The 18237-nt window shown below is 47.4% G+C and carries 13 protein-coding genes; 7 read left to right on the top strand and 6 right to left on the bottom strand.

Going from position 1 to position 18237, the window contains the following annotated elements:
* Positions 1-126, top strand: a 126-nt coding sequence (locus JIE71_RS11630; protein ID WP_199508876.1) for a zinc ribbon domain-containing protein, incomplete at its 5' end; no start/stop codon positions are given.
* Positions 127-216: 90 nt separating this feature from the next.
* Here the strand turns inward: JIE71_RS11630 and ggt are convergent.
* Positions 217-2097, bottom strand: coding sequence for a gamma-glutamyltransferase (gene ggt / locus JIE71_RS11625; protein WP_199508875.1), 1881 nt, complete (start codon positions 2095-2097; stop codon positions 217-219).
* A 441-nt stretch (positions 2098-2538) separates the two neighbouring features.
* Here ggt and JIE71_RS11620 point away from each other — a divergent pair, with 441 nt between their 5' ends.
* The 4 genes from JIE71_RS11620 (at position 2539) to JIE71_RS11605 (ending at position 8626) form a co-directional block, all read left to right on the top strand.
* Entirely contained in the window at positions 2539-4443 is a 1905-nt protein-coding gene (locus tag JIE71_RS11620; protein WP_199508874.1) for a hypothetical protein, read from the top strand.
* A 44-nt stretch (positions 4444-4487) separates the two neighbouring features.
* The gene (locus JIE71_RS11615) at positions 4488-6173 is read left to right on the top strand and encodes a hypothetical protein (RefSeq protein ID WP_199508873.1); all 1686 of its coding nucleotides are present in this window, start codon (positions 4488-4490) and stop codon (positions 6171-6173) included.
* A 233-nt stretch (positions 6174-6406) separates the two neighbouring features.
* On the top strand, positions 6407-7081 hold the full coding sequence (locus JIE71_RS11610; RefSeq protein WP_199508872.1) for a response regulator transcription factor: 675 nt from the start codon (positions 6407-6409) through the stop codon (positions 7079-7081).
* A 9-nt stretch (positions 7082-7090) separates the two neighbouring features.
* Positions 7091-8626 carry a sensor histidine kinase gene (locus JIE71_RS11605; RefSeq protein WP_199508871.1) on the top strand — a complete coding sequence of 512 codons (1536 nt, stop codon included), beginning with the start codon at positions 7091-7093 and terminating at the stop codon, positions 8624-8626.
* Between the two features lie 302 nt (positions 8627-8928).
* Here the strand turns inward: JIE71_RS11605 and JIE71_RS11600 are convergent, their stop codons facing one another.
* The 3 genes from JIE71_RS11600 to JIE71_RS11590 are packed head-to-tail and all read right to left on the bottom strand — an operon-like array spanning position 8929 to position 12595.
* A complete protein-coding gene (locus JIE71_RS11600; RefSeq protein WP_199508870.1) occupies positions 8929-10218 on the bottom strand; it encodes a sensor histidine kinase in 1290 nt (429 codons plus the stop codon).
* A gap of 36 nt (positions 10219-10254) precedes the next feature.
* Positions 10255-10995 (bottom strand): response regulator transcription factor, encoded by a 741-nt coding sequence (locus tag JIE71_RS11595; protein WP_199508869.1) that lies wholly within the window; start codon positions 10993-10995, stop codon positions 10255-10257.
* A gap of 7 nt (positions 10996-11002) precedes the next feature.
* Positions 11003-12595 (bottom strand): phosphoethanolamine transferase, encoded by a 1593-nt coding sequence (locus JIE71_RS11590; protein ID WP_416232034.1) that lies wholly within the window; start codon positions 12593-12595, stop codon positions 11003-11005.
* Between the two features lie 337 nt (positions 12596-12932).
* Between JIE71_RS11590 and JIE71_RS11585 the strand changes: the two genes are divergently transcribed.
* Positions 12933-13772, top strand: coding sequence for a PAP2 family lipid A phosphatase (locus JIE71_RS11585; protein ID WP_199508867.1), 840 nt, complete (start codon positions 12933-12935; stop codon positions 13770-13772).
* 62 nt (positions 13773-13834) lie between these two features.
* Here JIE71_RS11585 and JIE71_RS11580 read toward each other — a convergent pair whose 3' ends face one another.
* Positions 13835-16024, bottom strand: coding sequence for a TonB-dependent siderophore receptor (locus JIE71_RS11580; RefSeq protein ID WP_199508866.1), 2190 nt, complete (start codon positions 16022-16024; stop codon positions 13835-13837).
* A gap of 239 nt (positions 16025-16263) precedes the next feature.
* Positions 16264-16995, bottom strand: coding sequence for a hypothetical protein (locus JIE71_RS11575; protein WP_199508865.1), 732 nt, complete (start codon positions 16993-16995; stop codon positions 16264-16266).
* Positions 16996-17318: 323 nt separating this feature from the next.
* Between JIE71_RS11575 and JIE71_RS11570 the strand changes: the two genes are divergently transcribed.
* Entirely contained in the window at positions 17319-18236 is a 918-nt protein-coding gene (locus tag JIE71_RS11570) for an alpha/beta hydrolase (RefSeq protein WP_199508864.1), read from the top strand.
* Position 18237 lies beyond the last annotated feature (1 nt).

Below are 18237 nucleotides of genomic sequence, written 5' to 3'. Positions count from 1 at the left end.
GGTCTTGGAATAAGAGAATGGACTTGTGCTGGGTGTGGCACACGGCATGATAGAGATATCAATGCCGCTAAGAACATTCTTGCGGTCGGGCTTGACCGTCTCGCTGGAGAAATCGCCACCCAATAGCAATGTTGCTATGCAGAGTGAGGGAATCCCCTCACTTTAGGGAGGGGAGGAAGTCAATTAAACTATTTTGTTATTTACAGGATTGCTCGGTTAATAGCCAACCACTGCGCCATCAGGGGTGCGCGGGTCAGAAGCACCATACAGCCCTTGCGGCGTCACCATAATCGATTGGGTCGAACCCATGGTGGCGTTGGGCGTGATAGTGTGTCCCATCGAGGTGAGCTTGTCAATCGTGTCTTTATTGAGCGCTTTTTCGATGCGGATTTCGTCGGGGAACCACTGGTCATGGATGCGCGGTGCGTGGGTAGCTTCGGCAATATTCATATCATAATCAATGACATTGGTCAGAATCTGCGTCACCGTGGTGATGATGCGGCTGCCACCCGGTGTGCCTGTGACAATGTAAGGGCGCTGGTCTTTAAAGACCATGGTCGGGCTCATGGATGACAGCGGGCGCTTATTGGCTTCAATCGCATTGGCATCGCCGCCCAGCAAGCCATACGCATTGGGCACGCCGACTTTCGCCGAAAAGTCGTCCATTTCATTGTTTAACAAAATACCTGTACCGTCTGCCACCAAGCCTGTGCCATAAGAGAAATTCAGTGTATAGGTGTTGGCGACCGCATTGCCCATTTTATCAACGATAGAAAAATGCGTGGTTTGGTCGCTCTCGTACGGTAGCGGATTGCCTTCTTTAATCATATGCGCGGGTGTGGCTTTGTGCGGATCGATTTTGTCCACCAGCACCTTGGCATATTTTTTACTGGTCAAGCCATCGATAGGCACATCGACAAAGTCACTGTCGCCCAAATATTCTGAGCGATCGGCATACGCCAGTTGCATGGCTTCGGACAATAAATGAATGCTTTGGGCGCTGTTATGACCGTAGTCGCCCATCGGGTAATGCTCAAGGATGTTTAAGATTTCGATGATGTGCGTGCCACCAGAAGAGGGCGGCGGCATAGACACCACATCAAATTCGCGATACGTACCTTTGACAGGTTTTCGGGCGATGGCTTGATAATTTTCCAAGTCTTGTAGGCTCATCGCGCCGCCAGCGTCATTGACTGCCTTGACCAGTTTTTGTGCCGTCTCCCCTTTATAAAAGCCATCGGCGCCTTGCTGAGCAATTAGGCTTAAAGAATGCGCCAGCTCAGGTTGTTTTAGACGCTCGCCCGCTTGATAGGTCGTGCCATCGGCTTTAAAAAAGATTTTTTGGGTGCTCTCCCAGCGTCCCAAACGCGACCGCAGCGCCGATAAGGAGTCAGCAAGCTCAGGCGTGACAGTAAAGCCATCTCTAGCAAGCGCAATCGCAGGTGCCATGACATCCTCGCGGCTCATTGTGCCGTGCTCATCTAACGCCTTTAATAAGCCTGCCACTGTACCAGGGACGCCGACTGCCAGCCCGTGATATTGCGAACGCTCGCTCAGGGCATTGCCATCTTTATCTAGGTACATATCGCGAAAGGCGCTGCTGGGCGCTTTTTCGCGGTAGTCCAGCGCGATGGTTTTGTTTTGTTTGGCGTCATAAATCATCATAAAGCCGCCGCCACCGATATTGCCTGCACGCGGTAAGGTCACTGCGAGTGCAAAGCCGACCGCGACTGCCGCATCGACCGCATTACCGCCGTTTTGGAGCATTTGTAAGCCTGCTTCTGATGCCAGCGACTCTTGGCTTGCGACCATGCCATTTTTTGCCCATAGCGGATGCTCAATGGCATCCCCTGAAAAGATGGCAGGCGTGTTGTTGGTAGTATTGTTGGCAATGGCAGCCGTTTGGACGGTGGGCACAGTCGCCTGATTTTCTGAAGCATTCACGGTGATACGTTGGGTCTCTGACAGTTGTAGAGGTGCATCGCTCGGCGCAGCATGTGCTTGAGTCAGCGCGGCTGTGGTAAGCATTGCGCCCCATAGCAAGGAGCGCGGCAGTAAAGCACAAGAATAACCTGTATCGGTGTGAGATGACGACATAAAACCTTCCTTAGTTTTGTATTTTGAGCGATTGTTCTGATGTTTTTTTAAAGTATTGAGCACAGCCTACTGTCTTTTGTTTAGGTAAGTCATGCTTGTCTGATAAAAAATTGCCTAAATATGGTTAGCAATTTTCTGCCTATCTTAATCTTATCTTAACGGTAAATACAGCAGATAAGCTGCAAAAAAATACTGATTTAGAGTTATTAATCAAGTAAAAAGCCGTTTATTTATAAAAATGAATCTGTTTAAAGTAGTAAAGGCACCCTAAACGAATAATAAGCACCATATAACAATCAACAGCAAATGATAATAACTGCTAATTAAACTCAACAAGTGATAACTTTTACTACGCATTTGTAATGTTTTGTGTTATAAACATTTGTATTCTTACAAAATGTTATTTTATCTATTGGCTCTTTCTATTCAGGGAATTTTTATATGTCACTGCAACCATTAAAGCCTGCATCGACAAGTATAGCGTCTGACGCAGTCGGCATATTACGCAGATTTAGTCATCGTACGTTGTTGTTAGGCGGCGCAGGTTTGGTTTTAGCGGGATGTCAAACCACCTCAGCACCTGTTGCATCTGTGCCATCTAACAATGGCGCTGTTCTAGATTTGCGCGAAAATAACGTGCAAGCCCAGCGCATCCAAAGCGACCAGTTTGCAAAAGCTATGGCAAACAACAGCGCCGCCCGTCAAGCGTTCTTTGATGTCGATGGTCAGCTGAGCGCCGAAAGTGCGGCTAAAGCGCGTTTGGTCGCTGCCATTCGCCAACACATGCACAGTAATAGCACGGCAATATCGAGCGTACGTTATATGGAAACGCCTGTTAATGCTGCCGATAGCGTGGATAAAGGCACAGACAGTCTGTACGACAGCTTTATTAAAACCATCGCTTATCGTAGTGAGCATCAATATGATGACTATGATGATTACGACAGCGATTATGATGAGTATGACTATGAGACTGAAGTTGATGCTGAAGTCGCGGCGGCTGAGTATGGGGATGAACCTGCACTTGCTACAGCCGAAGACGATCTTGAGGCGTCAGGTTATGACGATGAAGACGAGTATGATTATGACGACTATGATGATCACTATTACGAAGATTATGACGACTATGATGACCATTACTACGAAGATGAAGAAGACAGTGTTGAGCGCCTAAAAACAGGCATCACCACTGACTATATTGAGATGAAACGCGCGGAAGCGGATGCTAGCAATGCAGAGGACACCGCAGGTATCATGCAAAAGGCACTGAATATGTTAAAGCGCACTGACGAGCAGGTTGTGGCGGATAATTTTTATCAAAATCAGTACGTCACATTTAGCAGTATCAGTGAAAGCAATCCGCAGGCACGTACTCTGCGCAGTGTCTACAGCTACGACTACCTTGCCCCAACGGTGCAATCTTCAATACAGCTGCCGTTAATGCTTGACTTTAATAATAAGCGTATGGTGGTCGATGCCTCAGCCGCTAAGCCATTGGTCGCGATGGGTAGCTCATCATTTACCGAGGGTAATCAAGACCAAGTCCAAAAGCTGCTGAATCAAGACGCATTGGTAGTGAGCTTCGGTCTGCCTGAGGACTTAGCAAAAGCGGTGCCGACCGATGTCTTTTATGATTCGTTTATTAATGCGCTGGAGGCGAGCTTTGCAGAGATTCCCGCTAGCACCGTAAGCGATGTGACGGCGCAGCAAGATGCCTTTGCGAATGCGCTGGGCGCAAGTCAAGTGCTCAAGGTTGACTTTGATTCAAAACAGTCAGGCGCGATGCTTGGGCGTATCGTTAAACATATGAGCCGCGACTTGCAGCAATACGTCAAGGCGCACCCTGATATGTATGCGGATAAAGACCAGTTTAACGATATGCTTGAGCGCTTGTCTTTATACAATAAAGGCTATCACAGTACGGATATGGGCAAGTTGATGCAGCTTATCGAAGCGCTTGCGCCATTGTCGCTCAATCAAAACAACTACTATTACCTTGACCGTGCAGGCACGCTTGTGGGCAAGCAGCAACGTTTGGCGCTCCACAGTCCTTTCTTAAATATGCAGCAGATGGCGGTTAATCAAGTCCGCTACAACGCTAAAGACTTTAGCAAGCATGCGTTAACGCCGCTACTTCGCACTACCTTTAGCAATGGAAAAGGTGCACCGACCATTATGGATGGCAATCAGCTGGTGAAAGATATTAAAAAAGAACAAGGCTACGCTGAGGCGGCGCGCTATGCCCGTTATGACTACGATATGTTCAATGAGTATGATTACGACAGTGCTATTGCAGACTACGATGATACGTATGGTGATGACTTTGATAGCGATATGAGCCACTAAGACCTAGAACTCGCGCCTTATTTTACATGTTTAGGAAACTTGTTATGAACACCTCTTTTTTATCTTTGTGGTCGCGTGCGCCGTATCGCGTTGGTGCGATGCTGGTGGCAGGATCGCTGGTGCTGACAGGTTGTCAAACCACCAGCAGTATGCAGGCAGGGCAGACAAACTTAGCCGCTGCTGAGGCCAAAGATCGTGTCAATACCGCATTAAACGCGCAGTACCGTAAAGCGACCGCATACCACAGCAATATTGAACTAAATAATCGTGCAAAGTTTGCCAATATTGACCCTAAGAAAGTGCGTGCATACAGCGCCATAGACTATTGTGAAACCACTCATGATGCCGATTATATTAAACTGTTAAAACAAGCAGAAGCGGCAGGGCTTGAGATTGATGATACGCGCTATAACGACCAGCGTACTCGTCTTGAACAAACCTACGTGGCGTGTAATAAGAACTTTCAAGCGTGGTATCAAAATAAAAACCAAAGCTACTATAGCGAATACTACGAAGAAGAAGATATGCCAGAAATGCAGGCAGTCACCCCGTACTATCAAGCGCTGTTTGACCGTTATGATGATGACAACGAAGACAGTGCTGAGATGCTAAATAAAGAAGACATCAATAGCGCTAAGCTGATGAATGAGTACTGGTATAAGCCATTATCCATCAATGTACAAGGCGTCTATCAACCACTGGCAGGCAAACTGACGGCATTACCAAGCGTACAATATGACACGCGCAATCATCATACCAGTATCAACCAGCCTATCTATATTGACGCCAAATCAGGTAGTTTATACCTGTGGGCAGATAATTTTGCCATGCTAAATGCCAAGTTTTTGGACAAAAAATTGGGTACGCAGTGGCAGAGTAAGTGGTTAAAGCTGTCACTCAATGATGGTAGCTTGCCTAAAGGCTTTGGTCGCACCTTAATCCAAAGTCACTTGCAAGCATCAGAAGCTGTGCGTGCCAACGCAGATAAAGACAGCTTTCGTACCATCTCAGGCTCTGAGTTAGCAAAATTAACGCCAAAAATTCCTGCGCATCAGTTAAGCGGCATGATGCAAAGTGATCTCGTTATTGCGCAAACCCTAAGTATTGATGCGTACTATCAAGAAAGTCAGATGATGTCTGAAACACTGTTTCAGCAATTAAAGACAGCATATCCTGAGCTGGTTGCTGAAGCGTTAGAAGAAGCAGATAGTTATGATGATGTGGAGTTGGCAGAAGAGGCCGTTGCTGTAGATGACGGTGATGACTATGATAGTGAGTATGACAGCTATGAAGAAAAGACCTTTGCGCAAACTGTAAAAGAAAAGCTCGACAGCAGACATTTTGCTTATGCGCTGATTCGTATGATTGACGATTCTCGGAAATATGAGATCGAGAAAGCGTCAACAGCGCTCAAAGTACAGAGACTGTATGGTTTTGACAAACAAGGCAGTCTGCTATGGACACAGATGCAAATGCCAACCGCCGCTTTTGTGAATAAAGACTTAGACGAGCGCAGTACGGTTGCGGATATTTTTACCACATATAGCCGTATAGACCGCAGCCAAAAAGACTTTCCGAACTTGCCTGATAATGTGCAGACGCCCAATGCACAAAACAGCATAGATATCAAAGACTATATCGAGCAGTTTGGTGAAACCAGCGATGAGACCGCCGATGACGTCAGTATGCGTTTGTTGTCTATGATGATGACCTCGGCAATGCGTCACTGAGTTATCGTTTATCGTCATTAGCATTTTATATCAGCGCATCTGTTTTGGCAGGTGCGCTTTTTTATGGGATAAAGAGTTACAGCCGCCAAAGAACTTTTAAGAAAGGTAACGTTTTGCCGATATTGTCTGCTGCGCCTTGTATTGCATGATTAAGCCCACTATTATTTGAGAGCCGTTCAGCGTTAGATTTTTCGCGCGATAAAACGGACGCCAGCGTGATAAAGGAGACAACCATGCCGCAAATCTTATTGGGCGATGACGATGAAGAGCTGACTCAATTATTAGAAGAATATTTAAGCAATCATGGCGTGGTCTGTGATTGCGTTCATGATGGCGAAGCAGTGATGCAAACATTAAAGAGCAAGCCTTATGACTTGCTGGTGCTTGATATTATGATGCCCAAAATTGACGGGTTAAGTGTACTGCGCCAATTACCTGCTATCAGCAAATTGCCTGTTATTATGCTAACAGCGAAAGGCGAGGAGATTGATCGCATCATTGGACTGGAGCTAGGCGCAGATGACTATATCACAAAACCATGTAACCCGCGTGAGCTGCTGGCACGCATTAAGGCGGTGATTAAGCGCACACAGGCAGCAGTAACTGAGCATCCGCCATTGCCTGATGACGGGCGTATTATGCTAGATCAGGTGCATCGTGTTTGCCGCATTGATGGTATCGAGGTACAAGTTACGGGCACAGAGTTTGATATCTTAGTGGCGCTACTGCGCCAAAAAGGTGGTGTGGTCAGTAAAGCATGGTTGTCTGAGCACGTGTTGCAGCGTGAGCTACAACCCTTTGATCGTAGTTTGGACGTACATATCTCACGCCTGCGTAAAAAGCTGCAGCCCTTTCATCCTGATCCTATCAAAGCCATTCGCGGGAAAGGCTATCAGATGGTGATGTGAGCTTAATCTATGACCAAACTATTTAAGCCATCATCCGTAGCCAAGCCCAAAAAAGCCGCCTCTCAGCAACAGTCGCGTTGGACACTTTCGCTGTTTTGGCGTTTATTTTTAAGCTTGTTATTTACGCTACTATTAACAGCTGTCCTATCCATTTTTATTGAGCGTTATTTAAATGAGCAGGCGCTAACCACCCTCACCGATCGCCAGATTGAGCGCCTAATGGAAAGGCGTGCGCCATTGATAGCCGCACTACAAACAGGAGATACGCCCACTGTCACGCAGATGTATCAGGATGAGCGCCGTCTCATGAGCCAAATACGCGTCTACGATGCGGATGGCGGTATTGTGTATCCGCGTTATCGAGATATGTTTGAGACGCGCAGTCCAAAAGTAGAGCCACCAGAAGCAAATGTGAATGATAGAGTAGGCGGTTTGTCGTCATTTATTTTGAACACAGTTCGTCCGCCATCTAATCATAACCCACCAGATTTTAGCCAGCGTGCTGAGTTGTTAGATACGCGTGTACAGTTGCCTGATGGACAATACGTCACAGTACAGCTGCGCCCACACTTGTCTTTTAAGGACATTATGGCGCTACAAAATACCAATTTGGCGGTGCGTATCAGTCTTATTTTATTATTAAGTGTGCTGATGTGTCTTTTGCTCAGTCGTACCATGACGCGCCGTATCCGCCAAGTGCAGCATCGTGTTCAACGTATGATGATGGGGGATTATCAAAATTCCGAACAGCGCGATGAGACCGCTGATGATGAGCTAGGGCGCTTGGCTTATGATGTGTCTGAGCTGTCTAAACGCCTTGCAGATAGTGAGCTTGCACGTAAGCAAGTTCTGAGTGACATCAGCCACGAACTGCGTTCACCATTAGCGCGTCTTGAGATTGCAACGGAACTTGCACGCGATTGTGCGCCTAGTGCTGAGCGCTATCTGTTACGTATTGACAAAGAAACCGCGCGTATGAACGAGCTGATTGAGCATATTATTCGCATTCAGTCACTGCAAATGCAAAAATATACGCTCGATAATGGCGAGTATGAGCTTGTTGACTTGTCAAGTTTGCTGACCGAGATTGGTCAAGATGTGTGTTTTGAATTTCAGAACAAAGGCGTTTTTTGGCAGTGGCAGGCGCCTACTAACGATGACAGCTGGCAAGTACAAGGCAATCCTGAGCAATTAAGAAGTGCCTTCGAAAACATCATTCGTAATGCGTTTATGCATACGCCAGCAGGTGGCACAGTGACAGCGCTGCTCGATAAGCCCAATATCCAGCAGTTACGCGTCCGTATTATTGATGAAGGTGGTGGAATTGCTGATGCAGATACTCAGCGTATTTTTCAGCCTTTTGTACGTTTGGATTCTGCGCGGCATCGACAGACAGGTGGCTATGGGTTGGGGTTAGCGATTGTACATGCGGTCATCAGCGCGCATCAAGGACAGGTAGAAGCGCGTAACTGTCCTAAGGAAGAAGCATGTCAGTCAAGCAATCATGCAAAGGGACTCATGGTACAAGTGGTACTGCCGCTATAATGATATGAACAACTCAAGCGCTAAATTATGGCCAACATTATCAAAAACGTTATACTTATACTTTCTCCTTGTTTTACTATCACTTAGGGCGTGTCCTCAAGTCAAACGCTTGAGCCTAAATCAGCTAAAAATGGCTAAATGTTTGGTAAACAGCGGATATCTGGTTAATATCTGCCTTGTAATATATAACCAAAAGTTTTATGAATATAAACAGTGAGTCTGCTCAAAAAGACACTAAGATGAAAAAGGCCAAAGGTAGGTCTGCCTCTGCTTCATAATCACAAGCCATCCAAAAAAAGGGCTTAATAATAGGTGATGATAAAGGTGCTGCCGCCTTGGATATTGGGTTGATAGGTAATCTCCCAGCCAAGATGCTGGATGATGCGCTGAACGATACTGAGTCCTAAACCACTTCCATCAATACCTTCAGCATTGCCGCGTTCAAAACGTGCAAACAGTTGGGGACGTAGCGTGTCTTCGATACCGCTACCTGTGTCATCGATGGTGATGGTCTGCACGTCAACATAGATACTGACAGTACCTGTATCGGTGTATTGAAAGGCATTTTTAATCAAATTGCCGATAGCCATCTTTAATAGCTCAGGGCGAGCGTGGGCGCTGTAGTCTTTATCCGTGAGCAGCTCGCAGCGCACGTCTTTATACTTAATTAAGTGATCTAAGCGACTGACTTCATGCTCAATGATAGGGCGTAGTGGGGTGATGGGTGCGTCGAGCTTTTCAGGCGCACGCGAGAGCATCAAAAGGGCGCTGATAATCTCTGAGGTTTCAGTGGCGGTGCTGTGGATGCGGTGGGTAAATTCGCGCTGACGGCTATCGGTGGGAAGCTGCGCTTCTAGCACTTCGGCTGCGCCCATGATGATGGTCAAGGGCGTGCGCAGCTCGTGACTGACATCACCTGTAAACAGCTGCTCGCGCTGTAAGTAGTCTGCAAGCTTGCGGTTTTTGGTGTCGATGACGCGCGCTAAAACGCCGACCTCAGACGGCAGGTGCAATAAGCCGCCAAGATTTTCATTGTCCGTCTCGACCGCGTGCTTAAGCCGCGATAAGGGCTTGGTAATCTGATGCGCAGAGACGTAGGCAAAAGCAATGGCAATCAAAAAACTCAGCGCTACCGCGCCGAGCAAGGTCTTGAAAAACAGTGCTTCAAAGTCTTCATAAGTCGCTAATACAGGGTAGTTGGTCAAGACGATTTGGTCACTGAGTAAATAGGTAAGGATATAGCGCGTCTGTCCGTCAGTATATGTAAAAAAATGCAACTCGCCATCATAAGCCCGCCCCGCATGCATAAAGTCTGTAACCTGCATTTCTTGTACAGTGTCAGTCGCGCGCGCTTGTAAGAATAAAGGTGCGTGAGCAAATTGATAGATATCAATACCAGGCTCTACGCTGTAGTGCGATTGTATACCGCTCATATTTCGACTGCTATTTAATTCTTCTAACAAGCGTCCTTTGACCAGCGCTTGTTCTACATGTATGCCAGCATATAAAAAAATACTGACAAAGCTCACGCACACAATGGCGGTAAATATAAAATAAGACAGGCGGATTTTTTGGGCAATGGCATTAAACAAATTCAGGCCGCTCTTTTTGGTGGTGCTGATGTTTTATTATTCGGCGACCGTGTCATTTACAGGGTCAGTTGAGGAAGCTCGCGCAGCGTCAGGCGTATGGTCTGCCGCGCCCAGCTGATAGCCAATACCTGCAAGGGTGGTAATCATCGGCTGGGCAAACGGCTTATCCACCTGCGCGCGCAGAGTGTGGACATGGGTGCGTAGCGCGTCGCTGTCAGGGATATCCCGACCCCAGATTTTGTCCTCAATCTCAGCTTTGGTTACCACATTGGGCGCGGCATTCATTAGCAGCTGCAATATTTTAAATCCCGTCGGCGTCAGGCGCAAGGCGTGTCCTGCCCGCGTGGCAGTGTGGCGCTCGGTATCAAGCTGTAATTCGCCCACTTGTAATAAGTGCACAAAATGCTCGTTTTGGTCGCGGCGAATAAGAGCTTTGATGCGCGCATCCAGCTCAACGAGAGAGAATGGCTTGACCACATAATCATCCGCACCACTTTCAAAGCCAATCACCTTGTCCGAGACGGTATCGCGGGCGGTCAGCATAATAATCGGCGTCTTGTTATGATGCTCGGCGCGTAGGGTTTGGCACAGTTTGGTGCCGTTCATACCAGGCAGCATCACGTCCAGCAGTATCACGTCATAGCGATTGGCGATTGCCAGCTCAAGACCGCTCACGCCATTATACGCATTGTCCAGCTCGTAGCCTTGCGCCTCAAAAAAGGCATAGACATTGGCGACGATATCGGGATTGTCTTCAATAATCAGTATCTTATACATATGCACATCACTTATAAGTAAACATCGTTTGTGCGCCTGCAGTTTCTTTGGTTTGGATGTCAAAGAACGTCAGCAAGGACGGGGTAATTGCGTCATGGGATATCGGCTGCGTGGTCTGTGCTTGCAGGCGTGCGCTGTCAATGCCATTATTCTCAGGCGACCAGATAATCAGCGGCACGTGCTTTTGCGTGTCGGGGGCGATTTGGTACGGTAAGCCATGCAAATAAATGTTGTTTTCGCCCAAGCTTTCGCCGTGGTCACTCATATAAACCATCATAACATCATATTTATCGGCGTAGGGCTTTAGCGCGTCGATGGTCTGTGCCAAAAAGTCATCGGTATAGCGCAAGGCATTGTCATAGCCATTAATTACTGCTTTTTGGTCGCATTGTGACAGCTCATTGCTTTTGCATACAGGGGTAAAATGGGTAAAGTGTGACGGATATCGCTTGTAGTACGCAGGTCCGTGGTTGCCCATCTGGTGCAGCACGATGAGCGTGTCTTTGGGCGCTTTGGTGTCCACCATTTTATCCATACCTGTCAGCATCCCCACGTCACGGCACTCGACATCACAGACGGGGTTGGTTTTGGGTTCTTTAAAGTCGGTGTAACTGACCCTATCGGCGACGCCTTTGGAGCTGGAGTTGTTATCGCGCCAAATCACGGTAACCCCAAGACGCTGCAAAGTATCGAGTACGTTTTCATGATAGTCGGCGGTGTCGATGTCGTAATCGGCTTGGTTTAAATAGCTGAACATACAGGGCACAGAATACGCCGTCGATGTGCCGCACGAGGTCGCTTGTTTAAAGCTATAGATGTTGTCCTCTTTGGCAAGGCGCGGCATGGTATCGCGCGGGTAGCCGTTTAGGCTGATGTGGTCAGCGCGTGCCGTCTCACCGACCACGAACACCATCAGCTTCGGCTTGCTTGCGTTACCTGCCGCCGCTTGCACGACTTTTTTGGCGTCCTCTGCGTGCGCAATCATCGAGGTCGGGCGGTTGGCATCATCATAGCTGTCTTTGCCGAGGCGAAAGGCAGAATACACGGGCGTGATGGGCGTGGTGTAATAGCGAATGGGCTTATGCTGACGAAAAAAGCTCGCGTACTGGTCACCAAAGGGCAGCAGACACAGCCCAACCACCGCGACCGCTGCCAACATGGTGATGGCTTTGGCAATGCTGGCTTGTTGCCATGGACGCAGCTCGACTTTGGTTTTAATAATCAAAAACGCAGGCACTATTCCAAACAATAATACACGCATAAAAAACGCAGGCGCTAATAAGTCAAAGGCCTCAGCTTGGTCGGTCTGTAGACCATTAATCAGCATGTTTTTATCAAACACCGTGCCATACGTGTCGGTAAAGTACGCGCACACTGCCGCGATAATGACCATCACCACCAGCACAAAACGGTAGCTAAAGCGATAGCATAAGAGCTGCAAAATCAGCCACATCAAGCCAAACAAAACGCCAGCAGTGGATAAGACAAAGCCAATATTGCCCCTAAAGTCATACACCTTCAAGATATGCGCAAAAAAACTGATGTTGGCGCTCGCTACCAAAAACAGTGCCGTCAGCATAATCAGGGTATCCATACGCATCGGGTGTGCGGCGGGCGAGAGCTTGTGCAGCCAAGGGGATTGTGTGGTCATGTCATCACGCATCTGTCAGACTAAAGCATGCAGAGTAGCAATCCCCGCGTTAAGATGGCGTTAACATCGTCTTTTATTGTCTTTGTGTCTCCATGTTTATTTAACGGTTATTCAACTGTTATTCTGCTGCTTGCTTATTCAACTTGTCCTTTTATGTGATGGATTACGCCTTAGTTAATAGTTAGTTAACGGCGAGCTTCACAACATCTTAACAAACGCCTTGCTAGGCTAAGCGTCATTGATTTTTCTTGCTTAATTTTATGACTGCATAAGAGTATCGCTACTGATGACGCATTCTGCCCACAATACGCATGAGACACCCACCGCGCACGACCATTCGCACACACCGCCTCCCGTATTAACAAAAAGTCGGCTAGGCGCTCAGCCGAGCACCAGTGTGCATGACCGCTTAGCCATTCACGCCATAGGCTTACTGCTGCTCGCTATCCTTGCGACATGGGCAACTGAGCACAGCGCGATGGACGTCGCTATCAGTCAGCTGTTTTATCAGCATGGTACGTGGCTGATTACCAAAGGCAGCGAGCCGTATGCGTTGGTGTTTTATCATTTGCCCAAAACGGCGCTGATTTTTTTTGGCATATATCTTCTAGGTGTACTGATTGTACGGTATGCGCAAAAGCGCTATATGCCTAAGCGGACTGTGTGTGCGGTGCGGGGTGACTGTCTGAGTCCATCACCCACGCCATTTCTCGCTACGCGGGATATTGGCTATTTGCTGGCGAGCATCATCACGGTTCCGAGCATCATTGGACTGTTAAAAGCGGCGACGCACGTCAGCTGTCCCAATCAGCTGTCTATCTTCGGTGGCGCTGCGCAGTATCTGAGTCTATGGCAAGATATTGCCATGCACAGTGATGCCAAGTGTTTTCCTGCGGCACATGCCAGTGCGGGTTTTGGCTTATTGGCGCTCGCGTATCTACCGCGTATGCGTGCTTACCGTACATGGATACTGGGCGTAGTGCTGGCGCTTGGCTGGGTAATGGGGCTGTATAAGATGATGATTGGCGACCACTTTTTCAGTCATACGCTGGTGTCGATGCTGCTGTCATGGGCGCTGGTTTGCATACTGGCGTGGGTGTTTTATCGCCGTGTGCCTTTGGCTTAGTGGATTTAATAGCAATAATGGCGCAGTGTGCTGCGCCATTATCGTCTGATAATACAGCGTGTTTAAAATTTATAGGTTAATGACGCTTTAAACTCGCGGCCGTCACCTGGAATATTAAAGGTATTGACTGCGCCAACACGAACATAGTGATCATCATCGAGTAGATTGTAGACATTAATTTGTCCCGTTAGCTGCTCGCTAAACGGGTAGCTGGCCATAGCTTCCCAAGTATAGTAGCTATCGGCTTCGATACCATTTGAAGAAGAGAATGAACCAACAGCATCGATACCCAGACCCACAGTCAGCGGTTGGGCAAGTACATTATTAACTTTATAAGTCGTCCATAAGTTGGCTGAGTGCTTAGGCATCAATAGGAAAATACCATCATCGCTGGTTGTTGAGGCTTGCTTGATATCACTATCTAGATAGGTATAACCTGCGGACAACTGCCAGTCTGGCGTAATCTCACCATTAAACTCGACTTCAAAACCTTGCATTTCGCGTTCACCCAAGGCAACTTGATCGCCGCTCGTTGTAGTGGCAGCAGCATTCTCGTCAGTCATACGATAGGCACTTAACCGTGCAGAAAGGGTATCTTGCCAGTTGCCTTTTAGGCCAATCTCAAACTGCTCGCCTTCACGCGGTTTGAGTAGATCGCCGTTAACATCCGCCACGTACTGCGGTGCAAAGGCTTGCGTATAACTGCCATAAGCATTGATGCTTGGCGTCAGCTCATAGACCAGCGCGCCATAACCTGTGGTGTGATGGTCATCGCTGATGCTGGCGGTGGTGCCTGTCACCTTGTTTTCACTATCGACCTCATAGTTGCTGATGCGGCCACCTGCAATTAATGACAAGCGCTCTAAGAGCTTGTAGTTCACCTTAGCATATAACCCCAGTTCTCGTAGGGTGTTTTCGGTATGCGTCAAGCGATAGCCGTCCGTGCCATTACGGGCTTCTTGCAAAATATCAATATAACCTAAATCATTGATTTGTGAGGCGGTCAATGATTTGGCTAACGCTCTTGAACTGGCACGGGCGCTATCGACATTGAAGCGTTTATAGTCCATACCAATGACATATTCACTTTGCGTCTTACCTGTCACAAAGGGCTGACTAAGACTGATGTCTGCAGAAATCGAGTTTTCGTCAATATCGCCGCTAGTCCCTGCCACATTGGTCGTGCCATTACTCAGTGCACTACCAGCGAAGGCATAGTTGTAGTCAGATTTGCGGTCAGAGTAGCGCACACCAGCACTGACAATGCCTTTACTGGGAAGCTGATGCTGTAGGTCAGCAAAAACATCATTGCTTTTGCTACTAAAATCATTCCAGCGTGCACCATAAAAGTCATCATTAGGTAGCGACAACAGTGAGCCATCTGCTGCTGTGGGTAAGCCATTGTTGGGCGTGATATTGCGCTCCTGATAGAGATAGCCTGCACCTATTGCTGTGGTGTCGTTGAGTCGCTTGTCTATACTAAAGTAAGCACTGCTATTGTCATTATCTTCACCATCAATATCATCAACAATAGGGTTGGCTTGTCTGTCATACTGAATGACGCTGCGGCCGACCAAGCTGTCGTCTTCGCTTAAGCTGCCTTGTACGTCTGCCATGACCTCATAGCCTTTCGGGTCGCTGATACTGGCTTTTAGGGTCTGCTCGCCGCCAGCTTCTCCGCGCTTGCGCACCAAGTTGACGACGCCGCCAAGTTCTGATGCGGCGTTAAATAACCCTGAAGGGCCACGCAACACTTCTACTCGTTCAAATGGGGCCAGATTCGGTAGGGTACCATTGATACTGGCCATCGGCGCACTAAGCCCATCAATACTGTATTGGTCATACTCATAACCGCGTGAAAAAATCGAGGAACGGCCGTCATCGTTTTGTAGTACTCGGAGTCCTGGAGTGCGCTTAGCAATTTGGTCTAAGGTATTGACGTTGGTATCTTCGATTTTGGCTTTCGTAATCACACTGATAGATTGGGGGATATTTTCTAAATAGTCAGGAATTTTCGTGCCGACAGTAGCCACGTTGGCACTGTATAAATCATTGTCATAACTGGTATCCAGACGATACAGCGGGTTTGCTTTGACCACGATAGTATCTAGCGTCGCACTCGGCGCATCTTCGGTGGTCTCCGCAGCATGAGCACTGCTAACAGACAAGGATAATAGTGGCAGTAGCGCGTAACAAAGTGAACTTAAACGAAAGGGTCGGAGAGTGGCCATTGTGGGGAGATGTGTGGTCATAAAATATCTTAAAATATAATTGAGAAACAAAAAACAAGATAAGAAGTAGGTAAGATGGCTATGATTCATTCTCAATAAAAACGATACGTTACCAATGATAGTACTTGCCTTAGCCGTCGTTTTTGGCGAATGCCACACGCTATAATCGTTTTATATCGATTCGCTCATCATAACCATAGTCATGGTTGCGGCGCTATACAAGCGCCACAGCCATAGTAAAGTTGTTGCCTAAGAAAGTATTAAAATCCGCGAGCCGTCTCAGGCGTCGTGGTATAAAAGATATCAAAGCTGCTGTTGGCGCTCGCAGTGACCAGTTTGCCATCGACAATGGCCTCTGCACTATAGTCAATACCACCGCCTGAGGTTTCACCACTTACAAAATTCGGTAGTGTCAAAGAATTGATGGTGACTTTTTGGTCAGTAACGGGGGTATCTCGTTTGGTGAGCTTTGTGCCGCGTGGTTTGAGCGCTTCGCCTTTTGGCAGTGCTTTGGTAGGGTCATCATAAATCACATCAAAACTTAATAACTGAGCTTGGTCTAATTGGGCTTTGCCATCAGTCACAGGAATACCAATCAATGCCTTGCTGCCGCGATGAATCATGCGGTTGTCCATCACGCGGCCATCCTCTAACGTACGTGCTTCGGCTGCGACTGAGCTGGTACGATTCATCACCATCAGCTGATAGCCAGGTACTGCGCGCTGTGCTTTTCCATCAAAAATATCTGCTACCAATTCAGGCGCGGTTTTTGCATTATTGACCAGCAGACGCGCCGATGTCTCAGAGACTGGGTAGTCTGTCTTATTAATAGTCAAGCTACGGGCATGGCCATAATGACTTTGTGTTTGCATCAATCCGTGCGCGGCGACGGTCGGTGCAGCAGTGTTATGCGTATTTAGACTTTGACAACCTGTCAGTCCTAAAGACACACAAAGGACAGATAAAGATAATGATTTAATGGATAAAGACATGCGTAAAACCTATTAATAATAAGAAGAGTAGAGGTGTGTAGAGACGCTGTGACTGTCTAAAGAAAAGGACAAATGAAAATAATATTGATAATTATTATCATCCTATTTATTATTACTATAATGTAACGAGATGTCAATCATCTTTGCTAAAGATAATGGCATTAAAATAAGCGGATGACATGCCCTAAAGCTGCGGCATAAAAATAAGACAATAAGTAATGAGGCTACAAATGGGGCAAGACAGTAATGCATTTGACAATAAACTGCGCTGCACAGCATACCAAGTACAGGGACGTTTCAAAAGAAAAGCAGTATCTGTATTTATGATGATAGCAATGGGGGTGATGAGTATCGAAGCAATGGCAAAACCTGACTTAACCACACCTGTAGATATGCAGCTGTTGTATGCAAAAGACAGCGGCTATCATTTTATGTCGCAGGATTTTATAGCGCCTGCACCAAAGGTAGATAAAGCAGATAATGAGCAATATGCCAAGCCGAGGCACTATCGTGTGTGGCTGGGCATACCAAAAGTGGCAAGCAACCAAAACCATCATAAAGTGCTGTATATGCTTGATGGTAATGCAGCACTAGATGAACTGGATAAAGCAGGACTGAAGCGTCTATCAGAGCAATCTGCGCCTGTCTTAGTGTTTATTGGTTATCAAGTGCCTTATCGGTTTGATGTTGATGCGCGGGCTTATGATTATACGCCACCAAGAGTAGCAAATGAGCCTAGCGAAGAGATGCCAGCGGCATTTAAAGAGGCGGAAAGAGCGCGATTGAACGGCGGCGCAGAATCGTTCTATCAGCTCATCGAAACTAAAATCAAACCATGGGTGTATAAACAGTTGCCACAGCAGCCCACACATGAAGCCTTGTGGGGACATTCATACGGCGGACTGTTTGTGCTGTATACGCTACTTGAACATCCAGAGGCTTATCAACATTATGACAGCGCGGATCCTTCATTATGGTGGGACGATAAAGCCATGCTCACACGTTGGCAAACCTATCAGTGCGCTAATAAGGGGACAGACAGCGTGCCAAGTGTGCGCCTGACCTTTAGTCAATCTGCCACTCAACGGGCAGAAGAGGACTCAACCGTTAACGATGACAAAGCACAATTCGGCCAGCAGGTTTGTGCCTATTTTGGCAAACGCTGCCACGCTCAGTCTTATGGCCAGTCACATGGCGAATTGTTTAGCACCTCATTACAGACGTTACTTGATAGCTATTAAA

It is taken from the genome of Psychrobacter sp. bablab_jr014 (assembly GCF_016464015.1).
Taxonomy (GTDB): Bacteria; Pseudomonadota; Gammaproteobacteria; order Pseudomonadales; family Moraxellaceae; genus Psychrobacter.
Note: the sequence above shows the minus strand (reverse complement) of the source record. Positions and strands in the feature narration are given on the sequence as shown.